The organism is Listeria costaricensis (assembly GCF_900183385.1).
Classification (GTDB): Bacteria; Bacillota; Bacilli; order Lactobacillales; family Listeriaceae; genus Listeria; species Listeria costaricensis.
This window is the reverse complement of record NZ_FXUT01000011.1, coordinates 41895-57618: the sequence shown is the minus strand read 5'-3', so window position 1 is coordinate 57618 and position 15724 is coordinate 41895. Positions and strand designations below refer to the sequence as shown.

The 15724-nt window shown below is 46.8% G+C and carries 11 protein-coding genes; 1 reads left to right on the top strand and 10 read right to left on the bottom strand.

The window, feature by feature from the left end; translation table 11 throughout:
* Nucleotides 1-447: 447 nt before the first annotated feature.
* The 4 genes from CS921_RS10820 to CS921_RS10805 all read right to left on the bottom strand — a co-directional run bounded on the left by CS921_RS10820 (nt 448) and on the right by CS921_RS10805 (nt 8855).
* A complete protein-coding gene (locus CS921_RS10820) occupies nt 448-5214 on the bottom strand; it encodes a discoidin domain-containing protein (RefSeq protein WP_099223795.1) in 4767 nt (1588 codons plus the stop codon).
* Nucleotides 5215-5280: 66 nt separating this feature from the next.
* Nucleotides 5281-6600, bottom strand: coding sequence for a family 4 glycosyl hydrolase (locus CS921_RS10815; protein ID WP_099223801.1), 1320 nt, complete (start codon nt 6598-6600; stop codon nt 5281-5283).
* A 30-nt stretch (nt 6601-6630) separates the two neighbouring features.
* A complete protein-coding gene (locus CS921_RS10810) occupies nt 6631-8049 on the bottom strand; it encodes a PTS transporter subunit EIIC (protein WP_099223793.1) in 1419 nt (472 codons plus the stop codon).
* 23 nt (nt 8050-8072) lie between these two features.
* Nucleotides 8073-8855, bottom strand: a complete 783-nt coding sequence (locus CS921_RS10805) for a carbohydrate deacetylase (RefSeq protein ID WP_099223791.1) — start codon at nt 8853-8855, stop codon at nt 8073-8075.
* 132 nt (nt 8856-8987) lie between these two features.
* Between CS921_RS10805 and CS921_RS10800 the strand changes: the two genes are divergently transcribed.
* Nucleotides 8988-9713 (top strand): GntR family transcriptional regulator, encoded by a 726-nt coding sequence (locus CS921_RS10800; RefSeq protein WP_099223789.1) that lies wholly within the window; start codon nt 8988-8990, stop codon nt 9711-9713.
* Nucleotides 9714-9748: 35 nt separating this feature from the next.
* On the opposite strand, the gene CS921_RS10795 is transcribed toward CS921_RS10800, so the two are convergent.
* From CS921_RS10795 to CS921_RS10775, 6 genes are all read right to left on the bottom strand, one after another.
* Entirely contained in the window at nt 9749-10213 is a 465-nt protein-coding gene (locus CS921_RS10795; protein WP_099223787.1) for a GNAT family N-acetyltransferase, read from the bottom strand.
* Complete coding sequence (locus tag CS921_RS15795; protein WP_276108039.1) at nt 10210-10338, bottom strand: hypothetical protein; 129 nt, start codon at nt 10336-10338, stop codon at nt 10210-10212. Before CS921_RS15795 ends, CS921_RS10795 begins: the two co-directional genes overlap by 4 nt.
* A 6-nt stretch (nt 10339-10344) precedes the next feature.
* On the bottom strand, nt 10345-10821 hold the full coding sequence (locus CS921_RS10790) for a GNAT family N-acetyltransferase (RefSeq protein WP_099223785.1): 477 nt from the start codon (nt 10819-10821) through the stop codon (nt 10345-10347).
* 172 nt (nt 10822-10993) lie between these two features.
* A complete protein-coding gene (locus CS921_RS10785) occupies nt 10994-11317 on the bottom strand; it encodes a PTS sugar transporter subunit IIB (RefSeq protein ID WP_099223783.1) in 324 nt (107 codons plus the stop codon).
* Nucleotides 11318-11353: 36 nt separating this feature from the next.
* On the bottom strand, nt 11354-13405 hold the full coding sequence (locus CS921_RS10780; protein ID WP_099223781.1) for a beta-galactosidase: 2052 nt from the start codon (nt 13403-13405) through the stop codon (nt 11354-11356).
* Between the two features lie 22 nt (nt 13406-13427).
* On the bottom strand, nt 13428-15662 hold the full coding sequence (locus CS921_RS10775; RefSeq protein ID WP_099223778.1) for an alpha-galactosidase: 2235 nt from the start codon (nt 15660-15662) through the stop codon (nt 13428-13430).
* Nucleotides 15663-15724: the final 62 nt, after the last annotated feature.

Sequence of the window (15724 nt, the reverse complement as noted above, 5' to 3'; positions counted from 1 at the left end):
CTCTTTCATTTAGAGGTAGTCTTTCACATATATTTAACAACAACCAACAAATTTAAAGTTTTAGTCCTCTTTCATTTAGAGGTAGTCTTTCACTGTTGATTCTGCGTATAAGTCTATGCGCTTGTTTTAGTCCTCTTTCATTTAGAGGTAGTCTTTCACCGAAGAAAAACACTGTCCAGATTGTGGAGGTTTTAGTCCTCTTTCATTTAGAGGTAGTCTTTCACAAATTTGATCATTTCAGTGATGAAGATTTGGTTTTAGTCCTCTTTCATTTAGAGGTTGTCTACCCCATTATACCATCGCACTGGCTCAATGCAACAGCTCGCAAAATAAATCAACGACCCTTGTCCTTGCCAGATCAATATCACTCTATCAATCATTCTTCAATAAACATCCACCCATTGAGGCTCACTACATGGGGCATTCCACAGGTGGATGTCTACTGGGTTACCTTTTATTTTTTAAAGTAGCGGCTGTACCTAGCAATAAAAAACCTAGAAGTATACCCACGCCTGTCGTATCGCCTGTATTCGGTAGCTTGCTAGTTTGCTTGCTTAAACTTGGCGGTTCGCTTATGGTCATCGTCGTCATTTGACTTGGATGGTTCTTCTGCCTAGCTGCCTCTGTATCATTTACTGGCTTGATCATATTCGGTTTTGACGAATCCTTGCCACCTGCGCTACCTTTCAAACCGCCAGAAGAATCTTCTCTTGTCACAACAATAACCGTACGCTCAAAGGTTGCCGTTTCCCCGTCAGAATCCATTACTTCATAGGTCACATGATAGGTGCCGGGCGTGCTCATATTTACATCATTTGTTACGACCTGGATTGCTGTCGTTAGGTCGCCATCTTCTTTGTCCGTCGCTGTTAATCCTGCGAGTGGATCGAAGTCTTGGCCTTCTGTGATTTCGACGGTTGCCTCACCTGAAATGACGGGAGCCTCTAATTCTGTTTTTTCATTTGTGATGGTATACGTGTAGCCCGCTTTTGTGGCAAATTCAATTGTCTGTTCTTTTTTGTCCGTGCCTTTTTGCAGACTGTTAGCTGTTTTGCCTTGGCTGGTTTTGATTACTTGGTTATTTTGGTCGCGAACCGTTACGTCACTTTCGCCCCAAGGATTGACTAGCTTCATCTTCTCGCCTTTTTCGCTTGTGATGGTCACATTTGCCACTGTATTGTCTTTCATCTGGGCAGAAATCAGGAATGCTCCTTTCGCACGGATCCGCTTAAATTCACCATTGGTATTTTCCGGCCAGACTGGGAAAAGTTTTACAATGCCGTTCTGACTATTAGCCACCATCATGCTGTCCAGCGCTTCAATGACGCCCGCTTTTTCCCAGCCATGGGTGTTGTCATTCACATAATAATTTTTATCCATTTTATTGGCGACATAGGTGGTGATTTTACTGCGGAGCTCCACTGGATCGTACCCGACTCGGGCCGCTTGTGTGAAAATTTTCGGCGTATTGTTGACCATGCTCCAGCCGGGAGTGCCGTCATTTCCCATCACCGCGACCGTATTGCGCGCAACTTCTAGCAGATAGGGGTCTGAGTCAAATGACAGCTGTTCACCGGGCATGATGAATTCCAGGTTGACTGTTGCCGAGATTGGCCGCACGTAGCGGTCTTCTGACAGTCCAAAAATGTCTTTTCCAAAATAGGCTGAACTGGATTTCCAGCTTGTCGACGCGTTATATGAATAGATGGACGTCTCTGGCTTGACTAGATGTTCGCTGATATCCTTCCAGTCTGCATAGGAGGTCTGGGACATTTCGTTCCGTTCGCCGATTTTCACCAGTGAATCCATCAGATATTGCAGGTTGCCCACCGTTACAGTTGGGTTAAACTCAAATGACCCTTCATGGGAGCCATCAAACAGCACATAGGTATAGTCTTTCCCGCCAGAATAGGCTGGATATTTGGCATAGTTGGCTGTATATTGGGTTGGTGCCGCGTTGCCGTTTATGCCGGACGGGTTGTCTTTCACATAGATATTGTCCACCCGCGGATCCCGTTTTTCAATCCACTGTTCGTAAAAGTTGGCAACCGAAATCAAATATTCATACGGCGAGTAGCTACCGGAAGTCGTGTCAATTTTTTTGAAAAGCCATTCGTCATCCAACGTGTATTCATAATAAGCTAGAATCTGTGTGGCGGAAAATAGGGCGTCCAGTGTCTGATTCAGATAGTTGCCCGTCTCCAAATCCTCGAATGGGGTCACACCTACCGGATAAAGCACGGCGTCCTGAAAACCATTTTTGAACGCTTCGTCATTCGCACGCGTTGAATAATACCATGGCGAGATTTTTTGCAGTTCTTCTGGATTGCTCGCCAACTTTTTCCCAGTATCCATGTAGCGGATCGTTTCGTAGAACATTGGATCTGAAAATTCTTTCAAACGATTGCTGGAATAGGAGCCATAATACGGCGATTGGAAATTGTAGTTCAAATGATAGTCGCCCTGCCAATTGGCATGATCCGTCGTAATCCACGGTCCGTAAAGCCCCGGTGCCGTTTCTCCGCTTCGTGTCGCCGATCCAAAGATGTACTGAGAGCCGTAGTAAACTTTATTCAGCTTTGTATCGCCCGTATCCACATAGGACTTCAGATAGTAATCTTCCCACCAGTTTAGCGTCTGTTCTCTTTCCTTCGCAACGTCCTGCTGACTATTGATGTTGGCCAGCTGCTTCATAGCACCACTCAATGCTTTGCCGTCCTTCCCGTATGCCGCGTCGACTTGCTGATTGGCGGCCGTTTCCACTGCTGTAACCAGTGTGATCGATTCACCTTTTGGCAAATTCACATACAAATTACCACTATTTTCATCATAGTCCGTTCCTGCTTCGGCCCCCACCACTTTTGTCGCGACAGCCATTTCACTCATAAATCTCGCTTTGTAGGTGGTTTGCCTCGTCTCACCCTTCAAGGTCACCACATCATCATTGATATTGGAGCGGCGTGTTGCCCAGACTGCAGCGCCCTGCTGGCCTGTTGCCACCGTGGTTTCCGGTTTGCTCGCGGTTGTATTATCACCCGTCGCCGGCGTTTGGTACTCAAGCGAATCCTTCATCCAGGCATCTATTTCAAGCGCCTGATCCTTGTCGCTTTTCGATGTGATCGTTGTGAAAAGCAGATTCTGTTCTTGGGATAGCCAAGTGTTCATCTCCACTTGGGCGCCGCCAATTGTCATATCCGTATTTACTTCTGCTTTTAAAATATCCAGATGTTCGTTAAAACTGCTATTGCTGGCTTTCAGATTGGTCGACTTCGTGGTTGCCGTAGACTCCACAGCGTCCGTCTGTTTCACTGGCATGACCGCGTCGATCGGCAGTGTGTAGCCCGTATTTTCAAATAAATAGAACTTGGCGATTCGAGCTCGCTGATTACTGGCGGCACCTGACTGCTCGCCCTGTGTGACATTCAATTTGACATAACGTGCAGTAACCGGCGCGTCCAGTGTGATGGTGCTGATTCCCGCTGTATTATTCGTTACCGCTCCGATTTTCTGCCAGTTCGTTTTATCCGGACTGACGAGAATTTCCGCCCCTTTTGTGTTGAAACGTGCATAGTTGGCGGCATTCGGATTGCCACTTTTTGTCAAATCATCCACTAGGCCTGTACACCCGGCATGGACAAGGCCGACTTGCTGGAAGGTTTGCTCCGTTTTCAAGTCGAAAATGACATTTTGCGGCATGCCCGGATTGCTGATCCAACCGCTGTAATCGTTATAGCCTTTCACCGCTGTTTGCCAGTTATCATTGACCAAATCTGCTGTCGTACGGTCCTTCATGGTTGAACTGGCGGTGATTTCACTATCTTTTGCCAAATTATTTTCCGCATTGTTGTCATTATAAAGCTCAAATTGGCTGATGCGCGCACTGCCTTCTGCCTGGCTTTCCGGTTTTGTAATATGCAGGCGGACATATCGAGCTTTATACGGATAAAGTAGCGCCCGGTTGGTCACATCCGCCAGATTTCCCTTCACTTCATCAACTTTTTTCCAAGTATTTCCGTCCGTACTGATTTCCAATGAAAAATCACGCGTGTTGTAATCGCCACCATTTTTAGCAGTGCTATTATTATGCTTCACGACCCAGCGATTGAATGTTGTTTCCCGTTTTAAGTCCACTGTCAAAGTCTGCTCATTACCAGCCGCCGAGACCCAACCTTCAAAGCGCTTCGACTGCGCCTGGTCTTCCCATTCGTAGGCACCACTAACTGCTTTTTCTGCTTCATGGCCGGCCAGTTCGGATGAAGCTTCGACCGGCATGCCATACGCCAAGTCATACGGATGCGTGGACGGGGCATTGTTTTCAACTGGCAGCTTGTAGGTTTTTTCACCATTGTACAGCTCGATCTGGCCGACCCGTGCGATTTGATCTCCACTTTCCGCTGTCGCCTGATCGATTTGCAGTCGAACATATTTGGCTTGCACCGCCTGGGCTAACTGGCGATCCGATTCGTCCGCAGTATTATTTTTCACCTCATCTATTGTCTGCCAATCTGATGCTGCTGCCGTTTCAGGTGTGAGGCCGCCGGGAAGGATCTGCATGCGAAAATCCCGTGTATTCCGGTCCGTCCCCTTTTTGGACGTGTAATTGTCATGCCGAATCACATAACGGTCAAATTTTTCATACCCTTGCAGCTGCACAGTCATCCAGGCCTTGCCACTCGCATTGTCACTCACGAAACCGCTAAATGTATCCGCACCGTCCGCAAGATCATTGGTATACAGACCACCCACTGCCAAATTTGAGCCGTGATCTGCCGCGGCCCCGCTGTCAGTAGTTTTCATTTGATAAGCAAGATCGTATGGATGCCGAGCGACGCCTGCCTTAACCGTCAAACCGCCACCTGTCATGATCTGCGGCGAGCGCCCTCGATAGCCAAAGTAGCGCGTATTGTCACTCCAAAAACTGTTTGAAGATAGCAGATACGTTTTCTCGGTTGCATTCCCGTAAGAGGTTACGCCGACCTCCCCATTTCCAAGCAGTGCCGTACTTGGCAGCCGACCGGTGATGGCATCTTTATATTGGGTGTCTGTCCAAGTGGCATCATTTTGAAAGCCTGCCATGATATTTTCAATTTGGGCTATTTCTGTCGCTTTGCTAGACTCGGCATGTACAGTTTGCGGGCTCACGAAAACCCACACGGAAGCAAACGACATCCATATGAGACCGGTGATCAAGGTAATCTGTAAGCATTTCTTCATCTTTTGCACCCCTTTTATGAAATAAATTGTGGCCGCCTAAACAGTTTAGACGACCACCATTTTGTATTACGTCAATTCGGGCCAGTATTCTCGATTGACTTCGATAAAATCATCCAGCATTTTCTTCGCGACATTGGCTGATGGAACTGACTGATTGAGTGTATAAGCTTGTAGCGCCTTCAAATAGCTGCCTTCAAAATAGGCATCGACAAGCAGTTTTTCTGCGGCGCATTGCGCTTCGATCAGCCCTTTATGGAAATCAGGAATCGCATCTAGGCAAACCGGCTCAATCCCTTTTGCTGATACATAGGAGGGCACTTCCACAACGGCATCTTGGCGCACATTGGGAATCGCACCGCGGTTTGGTGTGATCAGCATGAAGCGGCGATTTTCATCATTCAGCAGACTGGTCGCAATGTCTACAATATATTGCCCATGACTGCCAAAATTGATTTCCAGCCCCGCGCTGTCCTGATTGGCTTTGGCCTGCTCTGCCAGCGCATAGACCTTTGTTTCGCGCCCCTCCATGACTTCATTGGCACGTGTATGCGTGGGATCGGCTTCCGCGACGACCAGATCGGGGTACAAATAGTATTCCAGATAGGTGTTTGGCAGATAGCCCGGGAAATCCGTGACAATCCGGCCCAACATTTTATAAGTCGCCGCCCACGAAGCATCGCCAGCATTAAAGTCGGCCACTTCCAGCCCGGCGCCCATTTTATCCAGAATATCCGGCAAAATGTCCCGCTTTTCCCGTTTGCTATAAATCGAGCGGTACCAGCCAAAGTGATTCAGACCGTAGTATTCCGGAATAAAATCTTCATGCTGATAGCCAAAATTGGCACAGATCGTTTCCTCAATCGAAATCGTCATGTCGCACACATTGATGATTTTAGCAGTCGGATAGGCACGCCGAACCGCTTCGGCAATGATGGATTCAGGGTTGGAGTAGTTTAGAATCCATGCCTCCGGTGCAAAACGAATGATCTGCTCAACCAGTGGAAGGAAGCCGCGAATCGAACGCAAGCCATAAGCAAAGCCGCCCGGTCCGCATGTCTCCTGCCCGACACAGCCGTATTTTAGCGGAATTTTTTCATCTTTCTCCCGCATTTTCAGGCCGCCAACTCGAATTTGCGAAAACACAAAGTCCACACCTGTGAAAGCTTTCTCCGGATCATCGGTCACAATGACTTCAATTGGATGCGGATACTTTTGCTTAAGAATTGCGCGAATCAAGTGCCCCATTTTTTCCTGACGCTCAAAATCACAGTCATATAATCTGAGTTCTTTCATTTTCAATCGGTCAACATTTTCGATCAGTGCCCCAACAATCCCCGGTGTATAGGTACTGCCTCCCCCGGCAATGGCAATTGTCACTTCATTCATCATAAGACTTTTCAACTTCTTTCCTAAAAATTATTCTTCATCATCCACCAGTTTATTCAATTCTTCCAAAACATATGTCACTTGGAGCCCAATAATGACTTGCAGATTATGGTCGCCAACTTTGACAACCCCGGCCGCCCCTGTCCGCTTGATATTTTCTTCATTCACAAGGGATAAATCTTCTATTTCCAAGCGTAACCGCGTTGTGCAGGCATCTGTTGAAATCACATTTTCTTTTCCACCAAGGTTTTGTAGAATCTTCTTCGCCATGTATTCATAGTTGTCGCTCTTCAAGTTCAGTTTTTCCTCTTCTGACGTGGATTCTTCCCCGTAGCTCACATCATCTTCACGTCCCGGTGTCTTGATATCGCGTTTTGTGATGATCAGATAGAATGTGATGTAGTACAGGAAGAAGAACACTATCCCGATCGGAATAATCCAAATCGCATTCGTCGCAATCTTAAAGTTGATAATATAGTCGATTAGAGATGAACCGAATGTGAAGCCGAGATGGATATTGAACATGTAACACGTGAACATCGCAAGCCCTGCATAGAAAGCATGGATCACATAGAGTAGCGGTGATTGGAACATGAAGCTGAATTCAACGGGCTCCGAAATACCGGCAATAAAGGAAGTCGCCGCACCACTCATCATCTGCCCTTCGATTTCTTTACGACGCTCTTTCTTAGCGGCACGTGTGATCGCAAAGGCAATCCCCGGAATACCGAACATCATGACAACGAAGAAACCTGCTAGGAAAAGTCCGGCAGTCGGGTCTCCATTGACGAAACGAGGAATTTCCCCTGTTACCGTGTCGCCACCTGGTACCTGATAGCTCCCCATTGCGTAGTAGACATATGTATTAAGCACGTGATGAAGTCCAAATGGAATCAGCAAACGATTGAGGAAACCGAAGATGAAAGCACCGATAGCTCCGAGTCCCATCAAGCCAGCTGCAAAACTATCCAAACCTGATTGTGCATACGGCCAGATAAAACCGAATACAAGTGCGGCCACCGTACTGACCAGCATGATCATTGTGACCGGAAATTTATTCCCCGCAAAGAAGGAGAAAATTTGCGGCAAGCGTTGATTTTTAAATTTATTCCAACACCAAGCTGCCATTAATCCGATGAATATCCCACCAAAGACGCCCATATTGACATCAGGATTCATAATCTTAAGTCCCTCGCGCAGTGTCAGCATCCCGACGACCGCTGTCAGACCAACAATCCCTTTATCCTTCCCTTTCGCAAAGCCAAGCGCTACCCCAATGGCAAATAGCATGTCCAAATTTCCAAAAACCGCATTCCCGGCTGCCATCAGAATCGGAATATTGAGCATATCCGGTGCCGCCAGTCTCAGAATCAGCCCTGACACAGGCATTGCAACAACTGGCAGAAGCATCGACCGCCCTAATTTCTGCATACCACTTTTAAATGACATTTTCTTTTTCCTCCCTGTATAATTTATAAGTCCGCATAAGTAGCCAATTTAATCGTCTCTGAGGCTCTGATTTTTTTGCTAAAATCCGAATGCATCAAAATGTCCGCCTCGATGATCCGCGCCATATTCAGTGATGAACCTTCATAAATTGTTCGATCCAGATAGGCCGGGTGACACATTATTTCTGCGCTCTCATATTGAGGAAGTTCCGTTAATAATCGTTGAAAATAGTCGCTCATCTGCTGATCTGAAATCTGGTATTCTTTTTGAAGCCCCGTGTAGTCAAAATCATCCACAAAATGAGCCACCTTTTTAATCCCGGCAAGATCTACCAACGCTTCTTTCGGAAAATTATCCCGAATTGGCAGCTGATATTCTCTCGCCAATGAAACCGCTACTTCCCGACAGCTTCCCATCGTATGTGTGTGATGATGACTGTCTAAGTGCGTCGGAGTGATACCGCTTTCAAAAATTTCACGAATTTGCGCATCCCACTCCCGATACAATTCATCTGTATCAATTTGGAAATTTTCTTGCTGATAAAATGAAAGAGGTTTGAACTTGCCGCTCTCATCTACAATAGTTTGCAAGCCGTCTAGTAAAGGCCTTCCACACGTGAGGGTCATGTGTACCCCAATGCCTAAGCCTTGATTTTCTTTGGCAAGTTCTACCCCGTGCACAAACCCAGGCATATTGGCCATCATGGTTGTAGAAGTTAGCATGCCCTGCTGATAACAATCAATAATTCCGTAATTAACACCTGGAGAGTAGCCAAAATCGTCGGCATTCACAATTAATTTCACCATTTCGATCCTCCCATCCATAACAACTATAATACAAATACATCCTTAATACATAACAAATATAATACAAATAATTAAAATTTGCAACCCTATTTTCAAATCTGATATAATAAAAATCAATCGAGGTGATACAAATTGGCAAAAAAGCGTTCTCCCATCTATGTTCAACTTGCTAATGATTTAAAGACGAAAATTCAAGAAAAAAAATATGCCGTGGGTGAGGCACTTCCAACTGAAGCAGCACTTTCTGAGAAATATGGTGTCAGCCGCATCACCATCCGAAAAGCCATTTCCAAACTGGCCGATGAAGGCTACGTGGATACCATTCAAGGCAGCGGAACCTATGTAAAAGAAAAAATCGAGCATAATTTGTTCTCATTAAAAAGTTTTGTAGAAGAGATGGCCGGTAAAAACCGGATTTTTTCCAGCCAGATTCTCCGTTTTGAACTGCAAACGGCTGTAAAAGAAATCAAGGAAAAACTAGCCTTGCCAAGCGATACGGAAACGGTCTACTACATTCGGCGCACTAGAATTGTAGATGATAAAATCTTCGCGATCGAGGATACCTATATGCCGCTCGAACTCTTTCCAGACCTGACGTACGAGGTGATGAAAGGCTCCAAATATCGCTATATCGAGCAGGAAAAGCAGATGGCCATCAAAGACAGCAAGCAGGAATTCATACCGATCCTGCCACCGAAAGATATTGCTCAGCTATTTGAAATCGGTGAAAACATCCCCATCCTGAAAATCGAATCCATCGGCTATCTGGATTCAGGACGACCTTTTGAATTTTCAGAGGTCTATTATAAGAGTTCCGAATACCGCTTCACCATGACTGCCAACCGCTTGGCCGACTAAAAAAACAGCGTAAAACAAGTGCTGATACACTTGTTTTACGCTGTTTCTATTTGCATGGTCATAAAGCAGCTGTTAGGATCGTCCGTGTATTCACCAAACGGCTCTGTATAGCCAAATCCTTCCCGCTCATATAATTTTCTAGCCGGAATAAAATAATCTTCCACCCCCGTCTCCAAGCTGATCCGCTGATAGCCTCGACGTTTGCCTTCCTCCAAAAGGAACTGGATCAACGTCTTGGCAACTCCTTTGTGCAGGTGTCTGGCATGTGTTCTTAGAGACTTCAACTCCCCATGAAACGGCGAAAGCTCTTTCATCGCCACACAGCCGACCACTTTCGTCCCGTCAAGCGCCATCCATGCCGTGACATCTTCCGCCTGTAAAGATTCCACCCCCAGCGCATGCACACTTTCCAGCGGCGACGTGGCATACATATCCGCCAGATGCTCCCTGATCAGCTCGAGAAATGCCTGATTTGTAAAATCCGCCTCTACAATTTTCATCGATCCCCTTCCTTCCGTGCCGCTTCATTTGTCAGTGCAGAAATAAAGCTGGAAAAGCACTGACAAAAATGATCCCGCAGATTCCCGCTAAATAACGCCCTAAAATAACTCCACTTCTTTTTCACGCCTGCCTACTCCTGTTCAAACGTTTTCAGATACCAGCGATCCATGGAATGATGCACCGAGCCTGCCAGCGGGCTAGCCAGCTCCACAAAGCCATTTCGCAAATAGAGTCGTCTGGCGGCATCCATTTCTTTCACCGTTTCCAAATAGCAGGCCTTATAATGAGAAGCCGCAAAGTCCAGTGCCCGCTCGACTAGCTGCCCTGCATAGCCTTTGCCGCGTGCCTCCTTTTTCAAGTATAGCTTTTGCAGCTCAGCCACACCCGCATCACCAAACGGCCCGATGCCCACACCGCCAACAATTTCGCCCGCCACTTCGATCACCCAATAGGCGCGCCCATCTTGTTCATAATAATCAGATAACTGACTCAAACTGGCATCTTCCCAAGCCGTCCCCGGTCGATCCAACTGGTATTCAATTAGGACATCGCGAATGACCCGTTCGATCGCCGGATTATCCTGCGCGGTAATTTCCCGAATCCGCATCCTTTTCGCCCCCTTCAGCTATTAATGCCCCTATTGTATCACAAAATAATCGCCAGAAAAAATTGGTTAGATTGCTTTATTTTCATTCAAAAAAAGACTTGAGCCATCTCCGGCCAGATTCAGCCTTTCGATCACTCAAGTCCTACCTTCCCTCATCGCCAATTTTAGGCGACTAGTTGTTTGCCATCAGTTGTTCTGCTTTCGCCAGCACTTTCTCACCATTCATCATTCCGTAATCCGCCATATCAATGACCGCACACGGAATACCAGCCGGCGTTAATTTTTCTTTGAATTGCCCCTCCATAAAACGAACTTGTGGACCGAGTAATAACACATCCACGTCATTTTCACTGAGTGCCTGATCCGCTTCGGCCGCCGCTACAGCAAAAATTTTGGCATCCAGCTGTTTAGCTTCAGCCGCTTTTTGCATTTTCGTCACGAGCAAGCTGGTACTCATCCCAGCAGAACACACGAGCATAATCGTTTTGTTTGCCATCTTCATTAACCTCCTTTATTTTTTTAACACCGTCATTTATCTCACAGCTTTTAAAATTCTCGTTTCATAAGGCGCAAGCTTCAACGCGGCTTTGACCGTCTGCCCCGTTTCCACATCCACCGTTTCCTTCGCTAATTCAATCATTTGCACGTCATCTGAAAAATTCATTACAAAATAATAGATATAGCCATTTTTGACCCTACTTTGAATCGATACTTCATAAATTGGCGCTTTTGCCAGCGACGCAGCCAGATCTAGCTCTTCAATGATCGGCTGATAAAACAGTTTCAAGAAGTCCCGATTCGTTCTGGCCGCAAGATAATAGGCCGTTCCATTGCCAAGCGCGTGTTTTGTGACAGCAGGCGTTCCCTGATAAAAATCTTCCTGATACTCGCCCAAAATATCCGCCTCTCGCACCGAAATGATCTCCGAATAATCCTTCGTCTCAAAACGCCGCCCGTCAAAGGTGATGCAGTTGCGCTCATCCGTATAAAGCATTTCCAGCTCCTGCGGTTTGATTCCGAAAATTTCCTGCAGCTCATCCGGCCAGCCGCCTACATATAGCAGATCCGTCTCATTCACCATGCCTGTAAAGTAGCTCGAAACCAGCGTCCCACCAGCTGAAACATATTGTCGCAGCTTCATCATCGTCTCCTGCCGCATCAAATAGAGCATTGGTGCAAGCAGCAGATCATATTGGGAAAAATCATGTTCAGACGTGATGATGTCAACGCCAATATCCTGCTCCCAAAATACCGCATAATGTTCTTGCAGCGTTTGCGGATAGAGTCGTGTCGGTCTGCCAAAACCGCCGCCGCGTTTTAATGCCCAGTTGCTGTCCCAATCAAATATAATCGCCACTTTCACTTCCTTGCCTGCCCCTTTGATTTCAGCAATCCTCGCAAGCCGCTCCCCGTATTCCGCCACCTCTTGGAAGACCCGATTCTGCGTGGAATTGTCATGTCCGACAACCGCACCGTGAAACTTCTCTGAGTTGCCCCTCGACTGCCGCCACTGAAAATACAACGTACTGTCTGAACCATGAGCGAGCTGCTGCATGGACGTCAAGATATGCGCACCCGGCCGTTTGGACTTGTTATACTGATGCCAATTCACCACACTCGGCGTTGATTCCATGACTAAAAACGGCTGCTGCTTGAGCGACCAGTACTGATCGTGCACATAGGCCGACTTCATAGCCGTTTCAGCCAGCGATTCATAGCGATTGTGCCAGTCCGGATAACTGTCCCAGCTCACAACATCGACATGCTGTGCAAATTTGCCATAATCCAGCCCTTCCAGCGGGATGAAATCATGCTGATCGTGCCCCTCCGCCATGAAATTTGTCGTAACAGGAACATCCGGCGTTAACCGACGAAGCGGCTCGATTTCGTTCAAATAAAAGTCGATCGTCATATCCGTATTGAATCGTTTCCAGTCTAGATCCATTCCGTGAACCTTGGTCTCCCCCAAAGGTGATGGCGGCAAGACTTGCGACCACGAACTATAGGTGCCACCCCAAAAACGCATCCACCAGGCTTCATTGATTGCCTCAAGACTGCCATATTTCTTTTTCAACCAGGCACGCCAGTTTGCTTGGCAACGCTCGCAGTAGCATTCACCAGAATATTCATTGGAAATATGCCACATGGCAAGCGCCGGATGCTGCCCATAACGTTCAGCCAGCTTTTGATTGATGATGTGTACCTTTTCACGATAAATCGGCGAAGAATAGCAATGATTATGACGGAAGCCGTGGCGGTGCTGACAGTTCATTTCATCCGTTCGATTCACTTCCGGATATTTTTCGCTCATCCACTGCGGTCTGCCCCCGCTCGGTGTTGCCAGAATAACATTGCCACCCATCGCATGAATCTCTTCAAAAATTTGGTCGAGCCATTCAAAAGTAAATTTTCCCTCTTCCGGCTCGAGAGCACTCCAAGCAAAAACACCCAGCGTCACCGTATTGATATTTGCTTCCTTCATCATCGCCATATCCGCCTTTAAAATCTCCGGATAATCGAGCCATTGATCAGGATTATAATCACCGCCATGCCAAAACCGTTCATCTACATCCAACCGAGCCACTGCTTTCCCTCCTTCATTTTCGTTACCGAATCTCTTTCAAGTGATAAATGGCCGACTGAAAATCACCACTGACCTGCATCTGTTCATGATTGACCCCATTAAACACATATGGCTTCTTCAACCCGATCTCTTTTAGCATACCGCCCGTCACTTGAGCTGCACCATTTATCAGATAGGTTTTCGCTTGATCCATCATCGGGATTTTTAGATATTCGACATTCGGCGGATTGGCCTGTGCTAATTTACGATAAAAACCAATCAGCCACTCACTTCTATCCTGATTGCAAACCGCCCATGCCACTTCATTCTCCGTGTCGCCAATGGGAAGCAGCTGGAAAAATGTCCCATGTGTCAGCAAATCACGATGCGCCTTATAAAATTGAATATTGGCTTGGATCGCCCGTTTTTCCTCATCATCAAGCTTTGTAATGTCCAGTTCATAGCCGAGTGGACCGAATAAGCACACATCTTGACGCATTTGCAGCGAGGTATGACGATCAATTTGATGATTAGGACTTGTGGAAACGTGATTGCTAAACGACGAAAGCGGATAGCCGAGAAGTGTCCCCGATTGAATCGCCAGCCGCTCCACCGCATCACTGTTATCGCTTGGCCAGATCTGCGGACTGTAGAACAGGATGCCCAAGTCATAACGACCGCCACCGCCCGCACACCCTTCAATCAAAATGTCCGGAAAATCCGTCAAGATGCATTCGTACAAATGATAGACCCCTAAAATATACCGATGGAAAAATTCCGTCTGCGGTCGCCCAACAGCTTTCAAATAAGTCGAGTAGGCTTCCGTGATATTCCGGTTCATGTCCCATTTAATATATTCGAGCTGCGTTTCTTCAATGATTTTTTTCAACTGTGCATAAATCGCCTCTACGACCTCCGGATTGGAAAAATCGAGCACATACTGACCACGCCCAATCGCCGTCCGTTCGTAAGGATGCCGCACAACCCATTCCGGATGCGCCTCATAAAGCTGACTCTTAGGTGAAACCATTTCCGGCTCAAACCAAATCCCCAGCTGCAAGCCCATCTGATGGATCTGCTCAGCAAACACCTTGATTCCATTCGGGAACTTCCGCTCGTCGACAAACCAGTCGCCCAGTGAACTGCGATCATCATCCCGCCGTCCAAACCAGCCATCATCGAGCACAAAGCATTCCATGCCTAAATCTTTCCCCGCTTTAGCCAAAGTCGTCAGCTTCTCCTGATCAAACTCGAAATAGGTGGCCTCCCAGTTATTAAATACGATCGGCCGCAGTTTCCTCATCCATTTTCGATCAATCACATGTTTTTCAGCAAAACGAGCCGCCTCATTGGCCAAGCCGTTCAGCCCTTCCCCACTGTAAAACAGCACAGCTTCCGGCGTCTGAAAAACTTCTTCATGGCCCAGCTGCCAGTTGAAATGGGTAGGATGGATACCCGTCATAAGACGCGTCCGCTGCCATTCATCCACTTCCACCTGCACAAGAAAATTCCCCGAGTAAATCAGGTTGGTGCCATAAACCACCCCGTCATTCAACGTCGCCTGTTTATGCGCCAACGCTGTAAAAGGATTGTGCTGGTGCCCGGATGCGCCCTTCAATGAACCGATCGACACAGTCCCCTGCTCCAAAGACCGGCGTTTGATGTGGCGCTCCTTTAACCAGGCCCCTGAAAGATGGATGAATTCATAATCCGCACTCGGCAATTCCAAAACACCGCTCAGCATCTTATTTAGCTGAATAACCTGACTTCCCTTATTTTTCAACACCTGACTTCTAACAATTGCAGACGAATCAGCAAAAATTGAAAAAGAAAGTACCAGTTCTAAATGATGATCAGTATCCGCCATATGAATAATCAATGTCTCCGCCTCACCAGAACATGCATAACTTGCCGGTCGGTCAAGCGTACGTTTTTTCTCCGCCACCTGTTCATATCCCACATATTTGAAATCCAAATACCACAATTCATCTGCAGCTTGAATATCGAGCGCGCCTTCCTTAAAATCAGATGTCCCATAGACCGGGTATTCCTGACTGCGATCGGCTAATGTGAACATCCCGCTGTCCGCCGAAAATTTCACCGTTCCAGCCGACTTATTTTCACGCTCTAAGAAATAACCCAGTTCATCCGCTGTAATCGCCCCAAGTGCGCCCCCATAATACAGGTGCCCTAATTGTTGATTTTCCATTACATAAAAAATATAACTGATCTTCTCATTGTATAAATGAAAGATTTTCTCGTCCAATATCTCTATCATCGTCTTCAAACCTTTTCTTCAAAACTAATTCATTGCGTTTCCAGGAGAATCAAACCTGCATA

Excerpts from the sequence above, each read along its gene's own strand:
- CS921_RS10820 (WP_099223795.1), bottom strand. The coding sequence starts at position 5,214 with ATGAAGAAATGCTTACAGATTACCTTGATCACCGGTCTCATATGGATG.
- CS921_RS10810 (WP_099223793.1), bottom strand. The coding sequence starts at position 8,049 with ATGTCATTTAAAAGTGGTATGCAGAAATTAGGGCGGTCGATGCTTCTG.
- CS921_RS10785 (WP_099223783.1), bottom strand. The coding sequence starts at position 11,317 with ATGGCAAACAAAACGATTATGCTCGTGTGTTCTGCTGGGATGAGTACC.
- CS921_RS10805 (WP_099223791.1), bottom strand. The coding sequence starts at position 8,855 with ATGGTGAAATTAATTGTGAATGCCGACGATTTTGGCTACTCTCCAGGT.
- CS921_RS10790 (WP_099223785.1), bottom strand. The coding sequence starts at position 10,821 with ATGCGGATTCGGGAAATTACCGCGCAGGATAATCCGGCGATCGAACGG.
- CS921_RS10815 (WP_099223801.1), bottom strand. The coding sequence starts at position 6,600 with ATGAATGAAGTGACAATTGCCATTGCCGGGGGAGGCAGTACCTATACA.
- CS921_RS10775 (WP_099223778.1), bottom strand. The coding sequence starts at position 15,662 with ATGATAGAGATATTGGACGAGAAAATCTTTCATTTATACAATGAGAAG.
- CS921_RS10795 (WP_099223787.1), bottom strand. The coding sequence starts at position 10,213 with ATGAAAATTGTAGAGGCGGATTTTACAAATCAGGCATTTCTCGAGCTG.